The sequence below is a fragment of the Kitasatospora sp. NPDC023385 genome (assembly GCF_055664045.1).
On sequence record NZ_JBVOOL010000009.1, the window covers coordinates 39,638 to 54,995 of the forward strand.

General features: G+C 67.4%; 17 protein-coding genes and 1 tRNA gene. 7 read left to right on the plus strand and 11 right to left on the minus strand.

All coding sequences use genetic code 11. The features are described from left to right. Positions 1-332: 332 nt before the first annotated feature. Genes AC0B61_RS16205 through AC0B61_RS16215 form a run of 3 tightly spaced genes read left to right on the plus strand, consistent with a single transcriptional unit; the run spans position 333 to position 2,410 of the window. The gene (locus AC0B61_RS16205) at positions 333-494 is read left to right on the plus strand and encodes a hypothetical protein (protein WP_471741316.1); all 162 of its coding nucleotides are present in this window, start codon (positions 333-335) and stop codon (positions 492-494) included. 40 nt (positions 495-534) lie between these two features. Next, the gene (locus AC0B61_RS16210; RefSeq protein ID WP_471741317.1) at positions 535-1,998 is read left to right on the plus strand and encodes an ASCH domain-containing protein; all 1,464 of its coding nucleotides are present in this window, start codon (positions 535-537) and stop codon (positions 1,996-1,998) included. After that, positions 1,991-2,410: an arsenate-mycothiol transferase ArsC gene (locus AC0B61_RS16215; RefSeq protein WP_380295363.1), complete on the plus strand. Its 420-nt coding sequence runs from the start codon at positions 1,991-1,993 to the stop codon at positions 2,408-2,410. Before AC0B61_RS16210 ends, AC0B61_RS16215 begins: the two co-directional genes overlap by 8 nt. Before the next feature lie 79 nt (positions 2,411-2,489). Here AC0B61_RS16215 and AC0B61_RS16220 read toward each other — a convergent pair whose 3' ends face one another. The 8 genes from AC0B61_RS16220 to AC0B61_RS16255 all read right to left on the minus strand — a co-directional run bounded on the left by AC0B61_RS16220 (position 2,490) and on the right by AC0B61_RS16255 (position 9,656). Continuing rightward, entirely contained in the window at positions 2,490-3,842 is a 1,353-nt protein-coding gene (locus tag AC0B61_RS16220) for a DUF3987 domain-containing protein (protein ID WP_471741318.1), read from the minus strand. Between the two features lie 74 nt (positions 3,843-3,916). Further along, positions 3,917-4,627 carry an Lsr2 family DNA-binding protein gene (locus AC0B61_RS16225; protein ID WP_471741319.1) on the minus strand — a complete coding sequence of 237 codons (711 nt, stop codon included), beginning with the start codon at positions 4,625-4,627 and terminating at the stop codon, positions 3,917-3,919. Between the two features lie 484 nt (positions 4,628-5,111). Beyond that, entirely contained in the window at positions 5,112-6,020 is a 909-nt protein-coding gene (locus AC0B61_RS16230) for a hypothetical protein (protein WP_471741320.1), read from the minus strand. 15 nt (positions 6,021-6,035) lie between these two features. Further along, positions 6,036-6,386: a hypothetical protein gene (locus tag AC0B61_RS16235; RefSeq protein WP_471741321.1), complete on the minus strand. Its 351-nt coding sequence runs from the start codon at positions 6,384-6,386 to the stop codon at positions 6,036-6,038. 15 nt (positions 6,387-6,401) lie between these two features. Beyond that, complete coding sequence (locus AC0B61_RS16240) at positions 6,402-6,755, minus strand: hypothetical protein (RefSeq protein WP_471741322.1); 354 nt, start codon at positions 6,753-6,755, stop codon at positions 6,402-6,404. Continuing rightward, positions 6,756-7,022 carry a helix-turn-helix domain-containing protein gene (locus AC0B61_RS16245; RefSeq protein ID WP_471741323.1) on the minus strand — a complete coding sequence of 89 codons (267 nt, stop codon included), beginning with the start codon at positions 7,020-7,022 and terminating at the stop codon, positions 6,756-6,758. Positions 7,023-7,354: 332 nt separating this feature from the next. Next, complete coding sequence (locus AC0B61_RS16250) at positions 7,355-7,888, minus strand: hypothetical protein (RefSeq protein WP_471741324.1); 534 nt, start codon at positions 7,886-7,888, stop codon at positions 7,355-7,357. Between the two features lie 97 nt (positions 7,889-7,985). Beyond that, positions 7,986-9,656 carry a recombinase family protein gene (locus tag AC0B61_RS16255; RefSeq protein ID WP_471741325.1) on the minus strand — a complete coding sequence of 557 codons (1,671 nt, stop codon included), beginning with the start codon at positions 9,654-9,656 and terminating at the stop codon, positions 7,986-7,988. On the opposite strand from AC0B61_RS16255, the gene AC0B61_RS16260 reads away from it, so the two are divergent. Further along, complete coding sequence (locus tag AC0B61_RS16260) at positions 9,655-9,780, plus strand: hypothetical protein (protein ID WP_471741326.1); 126 nt, start codon at positions 9,655-9,657, stop codon at positions 9,778-9,780. The genes AC0B61_RS16255 and AC0B61_RS16260 overlap by 2 nt on opposite strands. Positions 9,781-9,863: 83 nt before the next feature. Here the strand turns inward: AC0B61_RS16260 and AC0B61_RS16265 are convergent, their stop codons facing one another. After that, on the minus strand, positions 9,864-10,166 hold the full coding sequence (locus AC0B61_RS16265; protein ID WP_471741327.1) for a hypothetical protein: 303 nt from the start codon (positions 10,164-10,166) through the stop codon (positions 9,864-9,866). 275 nt (positions 10,167-10,441) lie between these two features. Between AC0B61_RS16265 and AC0B61_RS16270 the strand changes: the two genes are divergently transcribed. The 3 genes from AC0B61_RS16270 (at position 10,442) to AC0B61_RS16280 (ending at position 11,713) form a co-directional block, all read left to right on the plus strand. Then, on the plus strand, positions 10,442-10,798 hold the full coding sequence (locus AC0B61_RS16270) for a hypothetical protein (RefSeq protein ID WP_471741328.1): 357 nt from the start codon (positions 10,442-10,444) through the stop codon (positions 10,796-10,798). 215 nt (positions 10,799-11,013) lie between these two features. Then, positions 11,014-11,571, plus strand: a complete 558-nt coding sequence (locus AC0B61_RS16275; RefSeq protein ID WP_471741329.1) for a bifunctional DNA primase/polymerase — start codon at positions 11,014-11,016, stop codon at positions 11,569-11,571. Between the two features lie 68 nt (positions 11,572-11,639). Then, positions 11,640-11,713: transfer RNA gene (locus AC0B61_RS16280), tRNA-Lys, on the plus strand. A 118-nt stretch (positions 11,714-11,831) separates the two neighbouring features. On the opposite strand, the gene pgi is transcribed toward AC0B61_RS16280, so the two are convergent. Further along, positions 11,832-13,493: a glucose-6-phosphate isomerase gene (pgi, locus tag AC0B61_RS16285; protein WP_471741330.1), complete on the minus strand. Its 1,662-nt coding sequence runs from the start codon at positions 13,491-13,493 to the stop codon at positions 11,832-11,834. A gap of 214 nt (positions 13,494-13,707) precedes the next feature. Continuing rightward, positions 13,708-15,291 carry a Na+/H+ antiporter gene (locus tag AC0B61_RS16290; RefSeq protein WP_471741331.1) on the minus strand — a complete coding sequence of 528 codons (1,584 nt, stop codon included), beginning with the start codon at positions 15,289-15,291 and terminating at the stop codon, positions 13,708-13,710. Positions 15,292-15,358: the final 67 nt, after the last annotated feature.

Below are 15,358 nucleotides of genomic sequence, written 5' to 3' on the forward strand. Positions count from 1 at the left end.
CCTTCGCCCTACGAGCACCCCAAGGTCAAGCGTTCGACGACACCAAAGCTCACTCAGACGGGTTCCAGCAACTATGAGCAACTTCGTTGAGTGCCGCTGGCCGAGGTTCGTACGGTCTACCCCACGCCCCTACGCATCGGTGAAGGAGAGGGAGCCAGGTATGTCCGCTGCCGTGAGGTCCGCCGGTTCGCACCGGAGCAGGGAGCGGGCCAGTCCTCAGAAGATGGCCGCGATCTTGAACGAGTACCGAGTGGCACAGTCGGAGTCCCGACCCGTGCGGTACCCGCTGCCGCCGGGGTGCGGGTGTCCCCGGTGTCGCACTGGGGGCTCCGGTGAATGACGCGATCGCCCTTCCCCCGCCGACCGAGGCGGGCGAGTCCTCGACGTCCGCCAAGCCGCCCAACGACCCGGAAGCGCCGGACGCCGTGAGCGCCGTTGTGGAGCGGCTCAGGACCCAGCATGCCGAGCGCATGCGCCACCGACACCAGCACTGAGCCGGCCGCAGCCGGTTCATGAGCAGAGCGGAGGCACCACTTGAACACCATCGACCTTCTCAGGTCGCCGAACACCGTGCTGGCCAACGCCGTTGACGATGCCCTGGACGTGCTCCGGCCCCGCCTCCTGGAGGCCGGAACGGAACGGATCGAGTTCACCGTGGGGACGCAGCTCAACGGGCGTCCGCACATCGGCACGCACCTGGTGCAGAGCCTGTCGTTCCTGGTCGCTGAGCGGGCCCGCGACGAGTTCGGGGTCGATACGGCCGTGGACTTCGTGGCGCTGGACAACGCCCCGGCGGAGACCATCACCGATGGCGGCCGGATGTACCAGCTCACCTACAACCACCAGCTCGGAGACCACGGCATCCGCGCCCTGGTCTCCGAGTACTACGCCCCTCTTCTGGACGCGATGACCAGCCGCACGGGCGTGGAGTACCGCGTCAGCACCTACACCGAGCAGCAGGCGAGCCCGGAGTTCCGGGCCGAGTTCCTGCGGACGCTGGAGCACCTGGATCAGATCCGGTTCTGGCTGGCCCCGGCCAGCGGCACCGCTCACATCCGACTGCCGTGTCCGGTGTGCGGGTGGGCTCAGAAGTACGCCGACCACACGCGGCTGTTGGAGCTGGACGATTCGGGGGCGCTGTTCGAAGCGATGTGCCACGAACACGGCCGCTACGAGGCGGACATCACGCCGCTCGGCGGCGGGTACCTGGACCTCTCCACCCTGTACCGCAACGTGGTCAAGGAACGCTCCTACCGCCCCGACGACGGCACGTTGCACGTGATGGTGAAGGGCGGCGACTGGGCGTTCGGCTGCCAGCTGGTGGACGGCGCCCACGTCGCGATCGGGGCGCCGGCCGCTCCGGTGCCGCTGCGCGTCTTCACCCCTCAGATCCTCGGCAACGACGGCGGGAAGCTCTCCAAGAGCCTCCTGCGCGCCTCTGCCGACGCCGGAGACGCGACGGGAGGCAGCGCCGCGGAGTGGCTGCTCGACCCGGCTGCCTGGCCCGGCACACAAGCGGACTACGTCGAAGCGCTCACGGGCGCCGGTGAGCTGATGCTCAGCAGCCCGAGGCACTTCTTCCGGTCCTACACCACGACCGCATTGGAAGCCCTGATGACCACCCGCCAGCCTGCCAGGAACCAATCCCAGGCGCATGGCCGTCCCCGCAACATCCAGATCTACAAGCAGTACTTCGACCTGATCGACGACGGCTCCAAGACTGTCGAAGTCCGGGTCGCCTACGCCTCCATGAAGCGAATCAGGGTCGGCGACCTGCTCAACTTCACCTGTCGTGGCGAGGAGTGCCTGACCAAGGTGACCCGCATCGGCACCTACAGGACCTTCAAGGAGATGTTCGGCACCGAGGACGTGAAGGCGGTCAACCCGCACGCGACCGAGGCCGAACAGTTGCGGGCGATCCACGCGATCTTTCCGCCGGAGAAGGAAGCCCTCGGCGTGATCACGTTCGAGATCGAGCGGGTGAACCCCGGTGAGTAGGCGCAGACGGGTCCTGGTGGTCTGCAAGGGGAACCACTGCCGTTCCCCGATCGCCGCCCTGATCATCGCGGAGCGGTCCGGGGGCGCGCTGGACGTACGCTCGGCGGGCACCCGCGACTGGCACGTGGGCAAGCCCGCACACCCGCTGATGATCGAGGCCGCTTCCGCCTTCGGCTACGACCTGACCGGCCACCGGGGCCGGTTCCTGGACGAGGGGCTGCTCAGGTGGGCTGACGACGTGGTCGCGGTCGACGACGAAACGGCACTCGCGGTCGAAGCCATCGTCGGCCCGGACCGACCGGTGAGAATCCTCGGCTCGGGCATCACCGACCCGTGGGGCGGCGGTCCCGAGGACTTCGCCGCTGCCGTCCTGGAGATCCAGGAAGCCACGGCCTTGTTCTACGCGGTCTAACCGCCGTCCCCAGCATCTGAGTAAACGAAAGAACCGCCCCGGCCGAGCAGGCCGGGGCGGTTTGCTTTGCTTCGAGCGTTCAGAGCAGCGCCAGGAACGGGTTCCCGGATGCGACCAGCTCAGGGCGGGGAACGGGAGCAGACACGGGAGTTGGGGGCGCGGTCTTGGCCGGGCGGTAAGTGTCCATGCGGACCACGGTGGCCGGGCGTTCGTCACGCTGGGTTCGCGGCCGGCTGAGCGGAGCGTGACCGGTCTCATCCTCCGCCAAGGTGTAGACCGTGGCCGGGCGGCCAAGGCCGGAACGGTCGAGAGTGACCTTCACCCCGGGCAGTGCCTTGACCTCATCGGCGGAGGCCCCGACGAACGGCAGCAGGTCGGAGGACCGTGCCTTCCCCCCGTGCATCTCGATCCGCGCCCGGACCTTCTCCGCCAGCGTCGGCACCCGGCGAGCGGGCTTGGCCGTCTCCGCACCACCGGTGATGCTGACCGCGCAGCGGACGCTGTAACGCACCAGGGAGAACGCGGCAGACAGACAGGCGTGGTCGATCACCTCAGAGCGTTCCGAGGCGGCCAGGCAGGCCGCTACCCGGATGGTTTGTTCGGCGGTCCGCTCGACGTACACGGCCTGCGCTTCGGGGAGGTTCTCCGAGATTATCCGGGCGTACCGGCGGATGACCTTCCACAGGGGCCGGGCATCCTCTCCGAGACTGACCGTGTGCCTGTCACCGGCCGCCCAGTAGTACGCCTGCGTGATGTCCCAGCCGTCCGCTTCGGGCAGGGTGGCTCCGTCGTCGTCCAGCATCGGCACGGACCCGAGGGTGAAGGGCATGATGCGGTTGTAGGACCCTCCGGCCGCCTCCGTGGCGCCGATGTACTTGGTCCAGTCGGACGGCGTGATGTGGGCGTGGAAGACCACCGCCGGATCATCCACGGACTGAGCCTCGGCCTTGGTCGTATTCCGAATCGGCGCCCCGTCCCAGGCGCTCCGGAGCTTGGCCGTGAAGCTGGCATCCCGTCGGACCCTTCGAAGCGTTTCGCTCCATTCCTCCTCGATCACCAGAGCCCGGACGTCGCGCCCGGCTTCCGTCTCCTCCGTGGCTTCCACCTGTTCAGCGAGATGGTTCACGAGGCTTGCACCAGAGGTGATGCCGGACGTGGTGTGAGTCTCCAGGAAGCGGCCAAGGGCAGGCTTCATGATGTGCTGTGCGGCCCGCAGAGCCGTGCCCTTGCCCTTGCCCGTCCCACCGACCAACGCACTCCAGACCAGGGCCGGACGGGCGTTGCCCCGGCTGGACACCTTCACCGTCTGGCCGATGGCCGCAGACCACATGCTCAGAGCGGCCACGTAGATGCCGACCGGATCGCACTCGACGTACGGGCTGACCTTCTCAACGGCCCGACCGATGGGCCCGTACAGAGTGATGGTGCTCATGCTGCCTGTCTCCTGGAACTGGTTGGGATCGGGTGGCCGGGCCGACCCCGGCCACCCCAAGTACGTGCTGCTGGTCAGGCCGCTTGCTTGGTAGCCACGCGGTAGGCGTGTCGGACCGATGAGGGGATGGGCCCCTTGGCGTTCACCGTGTAGCCCTGGGCCTTGGCCCAGTCACGTATGGACTGCGCCTCGGACTTGGCCTTGACGGCCTGAGCGTCCACCCTCACCGGCTCGGGGAGCGGGTCACCGCCCTTGAACTCTCCGCCGCACACGGCGTCACGGAACGCGCCCGGCTTGGACGCGTCGAAGCACGGGATGCCGAACTCAACTGCGTCTTGCAGCTTCTTGGTTGCCCGCTCCGCGCCCTCACCACAGATGATCAGCACCGTGTTGGCGTCGGCCCGGCCGACCACCTCATAGCCAAGGTTGCGGACAGCTTCCCGCGCGTCGTCCCACTCGTAACCAGGGATCTCCCCGGACACCAACACCGTCGGACGGACCTCCGGTTCTGCCCCGGCCACGTCGTCCTCCTCGGTGTCGTCCTGGTGGTCGTACTTGGCCTCCGTCACGGACTCCTCGGCAGCAACCGGCACAGCCTCGGACTGGCCAGGCACACCAAGCGCATCCATCAGATGCCGAGTGAAGACAACACCGTGTTCCAAGCACAGGTCCCATGCGTGACCGGCAATGGTCAGAGACTCCGTGGCCTCTTCCTGACTGCCGTTCTTGGCAAGGTGGGCATCACAGAACGTCTTCTCTACGGGCACCAAGACAGTCGTGCGCATGGGTTTGTTCATTCCTTAGGTGGAGCGAGTTCCAGTGGTTCAGCCGGAGCCTTGCTTCTTACGGCTGCCATTCGTGCCCACCGGCCCGACCGGCGAACGCCTCCATCTTGCCACCCATAACCCACGGAGAAGCCCATGCGTGCATCACGGATGCATTTCTTGTTGATAAATGCCAGGTAACGGTAACTGGGGGTAATGAACGTATGATTTAGAGTAGGACCCACCGGGGGTGCCTTCCTTCCATCATGTACGGGTTTCAAATCTCCGGCCGGCAGGCCGCTGTGTGGGCAGATCTGGGCGAGTTCACCGCCTGATACGCCTTCTCGGGTCCGAAATGGCCGTAGGTACCCGCCTGGATAGGTGATCTGCGCCCCAAATGGGGTCCGGTGCCCGGAAATTGGCTCCTGGACACATACTGTTCCGGGTTCTCAAAGCAAAAAAGCGGGCCCTCGCCGAGAAGGCGAGGGCCCGCGCAGGGGTCCGGTTAGGAAGTAGGCCAGTCCACAGTGGCCTTGAGAATTCCCTTGGACGGCTTGGTCTCATCGAAGGTCTGATCCGGCTTCACGGTATCCAGTCCAGGGAATCGAACGACCTTCCCGCCGTAGAGGTGGAGATTATCGATGTAGTCGGCCCGGTACTTCTCCGACTGGCCCTGACGGAAACCCGTGAACTGGGACGCGTAGGTGCTGAAATCCGAATGCCCGGCGACGATGTCCACTCCGGCCGGCATGGCAGTGGTGGAGAGGATCGTGAAGCCTGCCAGGCGGGCCACGACGCCGTTAGCGGTCACTCCGGCCTCGCCGTATGCCCCGGCGTTGGCGACGGCAGGATGCTCGACCAGGTAGCGCTTCACCTTCGGAGAGATGACCACGTATCGGCCCGCTGGGATGTCGTTGCCGTCCAGGGCAAGCATCATGTCCAGGATGCCGCTGTAAAGCGCCTGAGGGATGTTTCCAGCCCCGGGCTTGATGTTCGGCATGGCGGTGGCGCCAGCGGCGACCACACGGCCCATGAAGCTGTCTGCCTCGCGTGCCAGGGCCCGCACCATTTCCTTGTTGATCGGGGACTCCATTGCCCCGGCCACCTGTACGCGCTCAATATTTTCGACCAACAGCTGTAGATACTTGGCTTCGGTGATATGGAGGAGCTGGTCCACGGTCTCCGGCCGCTGAGCAGTCATGCCCTCAGGAAGCTTGTAATCGCCCACGGTCGGGCGAGTCAGGCTGTTGATGTGGACCGCGTCGCCACGCTGGCGGATATCGCCCTCATAGGAACGATTACTGACGATTCGGGAACCCCACACGAGCAGCGGGTCAAACTGGGTGAGGAGGGCCGACGACCATTCCTCACTGACAAAGGTTCCGGAAAGCTGGTTCTGGTAACTGTAAGCCAATATGACTCCTAATGCTTATCGGTATCGCGCGTCGAGAGCGCGCGAGTTGCCGAGAACGGGAATGGTGTAGGACGGACCCTGACGGCCAAGGCCCAGATTCTGGGAATACTCCGGCTTGCCAGGGTTTAGAAATGGCGCGATGGCCTCGCCAACAATCTCGCTGGACGGCAGGCCGTCCTCCCCAAGCAGCTTCGACATATCAAGGAACTTGAAGACGTTTTCGGGGAACTCGCCTCCTGCTGCGGCTGCCTGGGCCCGGATCATGGCGCGGGTGAGGTGGGGAGCCATCTCCGCCAGAGCCTCCTTACGGCCCTCCTCCCGTGCGGCCTCAACGTCAGAGATGGGATTAGTCTCGTTATCAGTCATCAAATGTCCATAGGATCAGCGGTGGCGGGCGTCGAGAGAAGGTGCTGCCTGGGATACCGGAGCCGGATTACGGTGGTACCCGGCGCCCTGGAGTTCAGCGAAATCCGCCCGAAAGGGCTTTAGTACCTGCTTAATGACGTCCTCGGCGGGCTGGCCATCGGTATCAAGCAGCTTGGACATGTCCAGAAAATCGGTGAATCCCTCAGGAAGATTGATCTCACCCTTGGCGGCCTGGGCCCTCAGCTCAGCCAGCGCAAGCTTGCCCGCGTACTCGCGGTGAATCTCTGCCCGGATGGCCTGGGTGGGGTCGGCCGGCATAACCTCTGAGGCATGCTCCGCGCCATCCTCGAAGGAATCAATGTCAGTCATCTATCGTGCTCCGTTCTGGGTCTTCCGACTGGCCTGGACAAGCCTGATTGCCTGTCGGGTATTGGTGTCCTTGGCCTGAGACATCAGGGAGTCCAGGGAAATCCGGAGACAGTGGGCAATGGCAACGAACATCGGAAGGCTGGGCTTACGCTCCCCGCGCTCCCACTGATAGACCGCCTGGGAGCTCACCCCGAGCAGATTGGCCAGTTCCTTGACGGACAGGCCCAGGCTCATTCGCCGGGCCTTCCCCTTCACATGGTCATACATGAATCCCCTAAACCAACGAGTGAGTACCGAAGAGAGAAAATGAAGAAGGCCCCGGCCTCCAGACGAGGAGACCAGGGCCACTACCTGAGAACCGGGGTGCCAGACCCACCCCGGACTCAGCTCAGCAAAGCTCAGTTGAGAAAATCACTTCTCTACTAAAGATGTATGTGTCCAACGCCCCCGCTCTCGGACACCGGGGGCGAAAGAGAGATGCAAGTCACAAGAGACTCTAGACAGGCCGCCTTTAAGGGGCGGCCTACTGAAGTAGCTACTACTGGACCTCACTCACTCGGCCCAGGCAAGAACCCCTCTATTAAGAAGGACCGTGGTCGTCAGCCTTGGGGTTGAGCGGCCGAGGGGCCAGTTTCGTTAAACCGCGGCTGCTCTCGGAGGTCCCGGGCCCAGTCTGCAAAACTGAAGGCCGAACCGCCCCGGCTGATGTTGTCCGCCTCGTTCTCTGCCTTTCGCGCCTGCTCTGGCGTCGGGTGAAGCCAGTCATTAGCTTCACTGTCCCAGGGGATGTTGTGGTGGTGCGTGGCGCAGTCCTCCCGTGGCTGACGTGACGGCGCGTCCATACTGGCCACCGTGTTGGGTACCAGCAGGCATCGAGCCGAGGAAGACGGGGCGAGCAGCCCAGCACCCTTGAGGGCCGTCAAGGCCTGCGAGTACCGGCCTTTGGTGTACGGCCGGCCATTCTCCCGAGTCAGGATCAGTTGCAGCTCACCGGAGCCCAGAGGGGCATGCCCACCGCGCTGCATTCGGTCCATGGCGAGCAGGAAGAGCCGGAGGTGGAGCTGTAGCCCCGGATCACCCACGGCCGGGTTTCGGTGCTTGGGTCGGTAGAGCTTGGCGAAGTGGTAGCTCATCAATCTCCTAACTAACTTGCCGGGGAAATGAAAAGCCCCCGAGTTGCCTCGGGGGCTGGGTGCTATGAAGTTATGGGATCGCGCGCGCGGCCTACTGTCAGTCGGTGCTGCTCTCAGGTGCGCCCTCTGCAGCCTTAATCTCCAAATCAAGAATCTCGCGGAAGATCTTCAGAGCTGCCAGATCCCAACTCTGCTGGTCAGTTGGCTCGATCGTCGGTCCGTCGCCCGTGTTTGCCTTCAACGCGATGTCCTTGGGCTGGATAACGTACACGGCAGCACCCTGATCCGCCTTTTTCGGGTGACCCCACACAAAGATCCTGAATCCGGCCTGCCGAAGGAATGGTCCGCGTTCCTTCCAGCCATCCATTCGAGCCCACTTGGCAGCGTAGGTCTGTCCGGTCCCGCGTACCTCCCACCGGCCCGGGACGAAAGGTTCGGCCCTGAGGGTTTCGAGGGTAGCCGCGTGGCGCTCCATGGTCTTGGTGACGGTCTCGATGACGATCGGCGACGCGGCCAGAGCGATGGAGTTGGAGAGGTTTTCAATAGCACCCTCCAGTTCCTTGATCTGCCTCCGGTTGTCCTTTCCCGGCACATATATCCGCTCTGTTATTTCCTCCCCGCCAACTGTGGTCAGGAAGCCGTGTTCCGCCACGCTGTAGAGGTCGCTCTGCGGCCATGAGACCGAGAACGGGCAAGGCGTCCCGTTGGACCACGAGGAGCAACGGAAGTACTCATGCCGCTTCGACTCACCACTAGCCAGCGTGGTGTTCGAGCTGTTCTCGTACATCTTCTTGCCGCAGGGGCAGAAGAAGACGCCTCCCGCCGGGGAAGCATTCGACTTGATCCCGGCCCGGAACTTGCCCAGTTCCGTGACCGTTGCCTGCAGCTGGTCGAACTCCTCATCGGTGAGGATCGGATCGGCCCACCGGACCGGGATGCCATCCCTCAGCAGAGGCTCACCCTTGTGCATCGCGATCCCCTTGAGGACCGGCTTCTTGAGGAGCTTGCTCAAGGTCGAGGTAAGCCACTTCGACCCCTTGATTTCGTACTTCACGCCAGCCTTGCCCTCGGCCGCGTTCACGCTCCGCTGATAGTCCTGGGAGGTCAGAACCCCTCGACTGTCCCAATCAGCGCAGACGCGGCCCATGGTCCAGCCCTGCTCCACGATCCGCTCGTAGGCCTCCCGGACGAGGGGCCCTGTGACAGGGTCGATGATGAGCTTAAAGCGCTGGCGGCCGTTGTGCTCAGCCAGGACCGCGCGGTAGCCGAACGGCCATGTCCCGCCGCCCCACAGGGATTCGTCACGGTAGTACTGAGTCTGGTCCCGGCGCTTGTGCACGATGGCTTCCCTGTACTCCTGAGCCTGGGTGGCCTTGATGTAGGCGATCATCCGGCCGTTGCCGGGCCTGATGTCCAGCGAGGGGTCATCCAAGCAAATGATGTCCTTCCCGCCCTGGTAGCACTTGTCCGCGAACAGCTCCCAGTGGGTCTGGTTGCGGGTGATCCGGTCGAGCGAGGTCACCATGATGGCGTCCCACTCGTACCAGAGCGGTTCGCGCGTCCACTTCCCGAGGTTGGGTCGGTCCTCCGGGCTGATGGCGCCCGAGACGAACGAGTCCTCTACTTCTCCGGCGGAGACGTACTTGCCTGCCGTCATAGCAGCGCTCTGGGCTTCTGCCTGGCGGACCAGGGCAGAGCTGTCCTCGGAATCCCGGCTGATGCGGCGCATCCTCAGGACCCGCGTGCCCGGGTGCGGCTGGTGTGGCATGTGGTTCTCTCCCTGGTCTCCGGCCCTCGACGCTATCACCATGGTCAAGCTGTTTTCCGAGGGCTGGGAGGCCAACCACCAGGTGCTGCACCACCTGCGCGGCCACCGGGTCCGCCTGCGGTAACGGCCCGGCGGCTCAGTGCTCAGCAGCCCGGCGGCTCAGCGGCCCGGCACCTCGGCACACCGGCGGCCCGGCGGCCCGGCGGCTCAGTCCTCGGTCTCGCAGACCGCGTAGGCCTCGACGACGCCCTGCGCGGCCCGCGACACCCAGGTGTCCGCCCGGTCGGTGCTCGGCGCGTTGACCAGGACGGCGTCGCCGGCACCGGCCGGGCGGAAGGAGTAGCCGCCGCCGGTCAGGTGCGTGCGGGCGGGGCAGGTCGCGGTCGACCAGCCGCCGGGCGCGCTCTTCGCGCCGGTCACCACGACGGCGGTCTCGGCGGCGAAGGCCGCCGGGGCCACCACGATCGGAAGGGGCAGGGCGAGGGCCGCGAGGACGGTTCGGACACGCATGGGGACTCCCGGTTCCACTGGACGACTGGATGCACCAGGACAACCGGTTCGCGTGCGATCAGGATGCGGTTCGGATCGCATCCGGTTCGCATTCGGTTCACATCCGGATGCGCGGCGCCCGAGGCGCACCCCCGGCGCACGCCGGGGAATAGCGCCCGCACGCGCACCGTTCCGCTACCGGCCGCCGCCGCGAGACAATGGACGACGGCCACAACCCGGGCGGCGCAGCCCGGAGCAGTTCCGCCCGCCCCACCGAGACCCGGAGGTGTCCGTCCATGCCCGACTCCCCTACAGAGTCGACCGAGCCCACCAGGCGTCTGCGTCCGGTGCAGCTGCTGTTCGAGCCGCAGTCCGCTGAACCGGAGCCGGAACGATTCTTCGACCTGGAGTCGATCGACGACCCGGCGGAGCTGCTGCACCGCTCCACGGAACTGGCCCTGGCCTTCCGGGCGGCCGCCGAGCGGGCCACGGACTTCCAGGCGGTCGCCGCCGCCCAGCTCGCCGATCCGCGCCGGTTCGACGCGCTGTCGGGCCCCGAGATCGCCCTGCGGGCGGACTGGACCCCGGACTACGCCGACAAGATGATCGAGTACGGCCGCAGCCTGCTCCAGCCGCGCCGCCACGAGGACTGAGCTCCCCGCGCGCCGTTCGCGGACATCCGGCCGAGCGGACACCCGGCCGCACACACACAGCCGCGCTGACACACAGCCGCGCGGGCGCCGAGACCGCCCGGCCACAGGCCGTTGGCATATGCGCGGCGGGGAAGGGTACGCCGTTCCCCGCCGCCCTGTCCGGCAAACAGCGCTTTCCGCCGCACCCGGGGCGCGCACGGCGCACGCTGCTGTGCGTGGACATCTGGACGCATCAGTCGGTGGAGTACGTCAGCGCGGCCGGGGAGGCCTGGCTCGCCTCCGCCAGCGAGTACCCGCACAGCATGCGCGCCCTCTGGGAGACCCGCCCGTGGGCGCCCTCGGTGCTGCCCTGCGGGCGCGCCTTCGACGTGATCACCCTGCCGGCGCTGTTCGGCCGCCGGGTGCTGGACGAGCTGTGGGCCTCCGGGCCGGGCTGCGGCCCGGTCGCCACCCACCGGGGGCGGACCCTCCTGTTCGTCCAACCCGGTGCGGCGCCCCGGCTGCGTCGGCTGCTGGCCTGGGAGGAGTGGGCCCGGGACGTGCCGCCGCTGCTGTGCCACGGCAAGGGCGACGCGGTGACCGTGCCGCCGCTGCAGCGGATGGTGAACGGACCGGACTCGCCCGGGCAGGGCGCCGGCCGCTGGATCGTCGCTCCGGAGGAGCGGGAGCCCTGGCTGCCCGGCGCCTCCGTGGTGCTGTGGGCCTGCGTACGGGCGGCGCGGGAGTCGGGCGCGCAGGTCCCCGCGGGGGCCGCGGTGGTGACCGGCGGGTGAACGCGGGGCGACCGGCATTCGATTTTGGCTCGGCCGCGCGGCGCTGCTAGAGTCTCCTCTGTCAGCAGGCGCCGCTAGCTCAGTTGGTTAGAGCAGCTGACTCTTAATCAGCGGGTCCGGGGTTCGAGTCCCTGGCGGCGCACAGACAACCGGAAGGCCCCTTGCGAAAGCGAGGGGCCTTCCGGCGTTTCCGTACCCGAAGCGCGCACCCGGAGCACCCGAGGTGGGCCGCCCGCCGGAGCGGACGGCCCTGCCGGGGCTCAGCGGCCGCGCAGCGCCCGGTAGCGGGCGACCAGCTCGGCGGTGGAGCTGTCCAGCTGCTCGGTGCCCTCGCCGGTCAGCAGGACCGGCTCGATCCGCTTGGCGAGCACCTTGCCCAGCTCGACGCCCCACTGGTCGAAGGAGTCGATGTTCCAGATCGCGCCCTGGACGAACACCTTGTGCTCGTAGAGCGCGACCAGCTGGCCGAGCACCGAGGGGGTCAGCGCGCCGGCCAGGATGGTGGTGGTCGGGTGGTTGCCCTTGAAGGTCTTGTGCGGGACGAGCTCGGCCGGCACGCCCTCGGCGGCGACCTCCTCCGGGGTCTTGCCGAAGGCCAGCGCCTGGGTCTGGGCGAAGAAGTTGGCCAGCAGCAGGTCGTGCTGGGCGACCAGGCCCGGGGGCAGGTCGGCGACCGGCTCGGCGAAGCCGATGAAGTCGGCCGGGATCACCTTGGTGCCCTGGTGCAGCAGCTGGTAGTAGGCGTGCTGGCCGTTGGTGCCCGGGGTGCCCCAGACCACCGGTCCGGTCTGCCAGTCCACCGGGGTGCCGTCGCGGGTGACCGACTTGCCGTTGGACTCCATGTCCAGCTGCTGCAGGTAGGCGGTGAACTTGGACAGGTAGTGCGAGTACGGCAGCACCGCGTGCGCCTGGGCGTCGAAGAACGCGCCGTACCAGACGCCGAGCAGGCCGAGCAGCAGCGGGACGTTGCGCTCGGGCGGCGCGGTGCGGAAGTGCTCGTCGACCAGGTGGAAGCCGTCCAGCATCTCGCGGAAGGCGTCCGGGCCGATGGCGACCATCAGCGAGAGGCCGATCGCCGAGTCGTAGGAGTAGCGGCCACCGACCCAGTCCCAGAACTCGAACATGTTGGCGGTGTCGATGCCGAAGTCCTGCACGCCCTGCGCGTTGGTGGACAGCGCGACGAAGTGCTTGGCCACCGCCTCCTGGCCGGCGCCGAGGCCCCCGAGCAGCCAGTCGCGGGCGGAGACCGCGTTGGTGATGGTCTCGATGGTGGTGAAGGTCTTCGAGGCGACGATGAACAGGGTCTCCGCCGGGTCGAGGTCGCGGACCGCCTCGTGCAGGTCGGCGCCGTCCACGTTGGAGACGAAGCGGACGTCGAGGTCGCGCTTGGTGAACGAGCGGAGGGCCTCGTAGGCCATCGCGGGGCCGAGGTCGGAGCCGCCGATGCCGATGTTGACGACCGCGCGGATCGGCCTGCCGGTGTGGCCCTTCCACTCGCCGCTGCGGACCCGCTCGGCGAAGCCGGCCATCTTGTCGAGGACGGCGTGCACGGCGGGCACCACGTTCTCGCCGTCGACCTCGATCACGGCGCCGCGCGGGGCCCGCAGCGCGGTGTGCAGGACGGCGCGGTGCTCGGTGACGTTGATCTTCTCGCCGCGGAACATCGCGTCCCGCAGCTCGGCGACGCCGGTCGCGGCGGCGAGCTCGCGCAGCAGCTCCAGCGTCCCGTCGGTGACCAGGTGCTTGGCGTAGTCCACGTGCAGGTCGCCGACCTGGAGGGTGTAGCGGCGGCCGCGCTCCGGGTCGGCGGCGAACAGCTCGCGCAGGTGGGTGTCGCCCAGCTCGGCCCGGTGCTTGGCCAGGGCGGCCCACTGCGGGGTGCGGTCGAGCGGGGTGCGGGCGTCGGCGCGGGTCTCCGACATCGGTGGGTCCTCGATTCATCTGGGTGCAGAAACCGGCAGGGCCAGGCGTGAGGGCCAGGCAGCAAAGGGCCTGCGCGCGGTCGTGCGGGTACTGGTGGTGCGCCGACTCCGTTGACGGCCTGCCCGGGTTCAGCCTATGCAACCCGGGGGGCGGTCGCGCACATTCCGCCCGCCACGGCGGACAGGCCGTCACCTCGCCGTTCCCGCTCCGCCGTCACTTCCGTTCCGACCGCAGGTCCAGTCCGCGCAGCACCTGGTCGACCAGCTCCGGATCGGCGCCGAGCTCGCTGCGGGCGGCGAGCATCTCGCGGCGCGAGGCGGCGATCATCTCCTGCTCGACCTCCCGGGCGGCCCGCCACTGGGAGAGCCGCAGCTTGGCCTCGGCGGCCTCCTCCTCGGCGTAGTTCTCCGGGCAGAGCCGGGCCAGCCGGTCGTGCTGACGGTCCCGCAGGCGGTCGGCGACCTCGCCCGGCAGCCGGTCCTGCTCCTCCAGCTCGCCGAGCCGCTTGAGCCCGGCCTTCGCGGCCCGCCACCAGAGCTGACGGACGGCCTGCTCGTGCTTGTCCTGGTCGATGTCCATCTCGAACCGCTTGGCCAGCCAGGGCAGGGTCAGGCCCTGCACCAGCAGCGTGAAGAGGACCACGCTGAAGGCGATGAAGACCAGCCGACCGCGCTCGGGGAAGTCCGCGCCGGAGTGCAGGGTGAGCGGGATGGCGAGCGCCAGGGCGACGGTGGCCACGCCGCGCATGCCGGACCACCAGAGGATCACGCTCTCCTTCCAGCTGAAGGGGGTGTCCTCGTCGTCGCCCCTGCGCAGCCTGCGCGACAGCCAGCCGGCCGGCAGCAGCCACAGCAGCCGGACCAGCACGACGACGGCGATCACCACGGCGGCGTCGCCGATGAAGCCGGTCCAGCCGCGGCCGGCCTCCTTGAGCACGGTGGCCAGCTCCAGGCCGATCAGTCCGAAGGCGACGCCGGTGATCAGGATCTCGACCACCTCCCAGAAGGCGTTGCCCACCAGCCGGTAGGAGACCGCGTCGGCGTCGGAGGCCCGCTCGGCCAGGTACAGCGCGCAGACCACGACGGCGAGCACGCCGGAGCCGTGGATCTCCTCGGCCAGGGTGTAGGCGGCGAAGGGCACCAGCAGGTTGAGCGCGACCTGCTGGGTCGGATCGTCCAGGCGCTCGGAGAGCTTGGCGTTGACCCAGCCGAGCGCCACGCCGACGACCACGGCCAGCACCGCGGACAGCACGAAGCGCAGCACCGCGTCGCCGACCGAGAAGTCGCCGCTGACCATGGCCTCGATCGCCAGCGAGTAGATGACGATCGCGGTGACGTCGTTGAACAGGCCCTCGCTCTCCAGGATCGCCACCAGGCGGCGGGGCAGTCCGACGCTGCCGGCCACCGCGACGGCGGCGACCGGGTCGGGCGGGGAGACCAGCGCGCCGACGGCGATGGCGGCGGCGAGCGGGAGGGCCGGCAGCAGCCAGTGCACGGTGCCGGCCACCGCGATGGTGGTGACCACGACCAGGGCGACGGCCAGCAGCAGGATCGAACGGACGTTGGCCTTGAAGTACCGCACCGAGGAGCGCCGGGCGACGGCGAAGATCAGCGGCGGCAGGACCAGCGGGAGGATCAGTTCGGGCTCGATGGTGACGTCCGGGATCTGCGGGACGAGTGCCATGACGATGCCGAGCAGGGTCATCAGGACCGGTTGCGGCACACCGGTCTTGCGCCCGAGCGGCATGGTGACCACGGAGGCGAGCAGCACCAGGAAGAACAGGGGCAGCTGGCCCACGGGGAGGTTCCTCTCGACGACGGACGGCTGAGCGCCGCCCAGGATAAATCTGACAATGCGCCCATCA

Coding starts and splice junctions, on each gene's coding strand:
- AC0B61_RS16240 (WP_471741322.1), bottom strand. CDS start 6,755: ATGACTGACATTGATTCCTTCGAGGATGGCGCGGAGCATGCCTCAGAG.
- AC0B61_RS16270 (WP_471741328.1), top strand. CDS start 10,442: ATGCCCGACTCCCCTACAGAGTCGACCGAGCCCACCAGGCGTCTGCGT.
- AC0B61_RS16235 (WP_471741321.1), bottom strand. CDS start 6,386: ATGACTGATAACGAGACTAATCCCATCTCTGACGTTGAGGCCGCACGG.
- AC0B61_RS16265 (WP_471741327.1), bottom strand. CDS start 10,166: ATGCGTGTCCGAACCGTCCTCGCGGCCCTCGCCCTGCCCCTTCCGATC.
- AC0B61_RS16220 (WP_471741318.1), bottom strand. CDS start 3,842: ATGAGCACCATCACTCTGTACGGGCCCATCGGTCGGGCCGTTGAGAAG.
- AC0B61_RS16225 (WP_471741319.1), bottom strand. CDS start 4,627: ATGCGCACGACTGTCTTGGTGCCCGTAGAGAAGACGTTCTGTGATGCC.
- AC0B61_RS16250 (WP_471741324.1), bottom strand. CDS start 7,888: ATGAGCTACCACTTCGCCAAGCTCTACCGACCCAAGCACCGAAACCCG.
- AC0B61_RS16245 (WP_471741323.1), bottom strand. CDS start 7,022: ATGTATGACCATGTGAAGGGGAAGGCCCGGCGAATGAGCCTGGGCCTG.
- AC0B61_RS16255 (WP_471741325.1), bottom strand. CDS start 9,656: ATGCCACACCAGCCGCACCCGGGCACGCGGGTCCTGAGGATGCGCCGC.
- AC0B61_RS16260 (WP_471741326.1), top strand. CDS start 9,655: ATGTGGTTCTCTCCCTGGTCTCCGGCCCTCGACGCTATCACCATGGTC.
- pgi (WP_471741330.1), bottom strand. CDS start 13,493: ATGTCGGAGACCCGCGCCGACGCCCGCACCCCGCTCGACCGCACCCCG.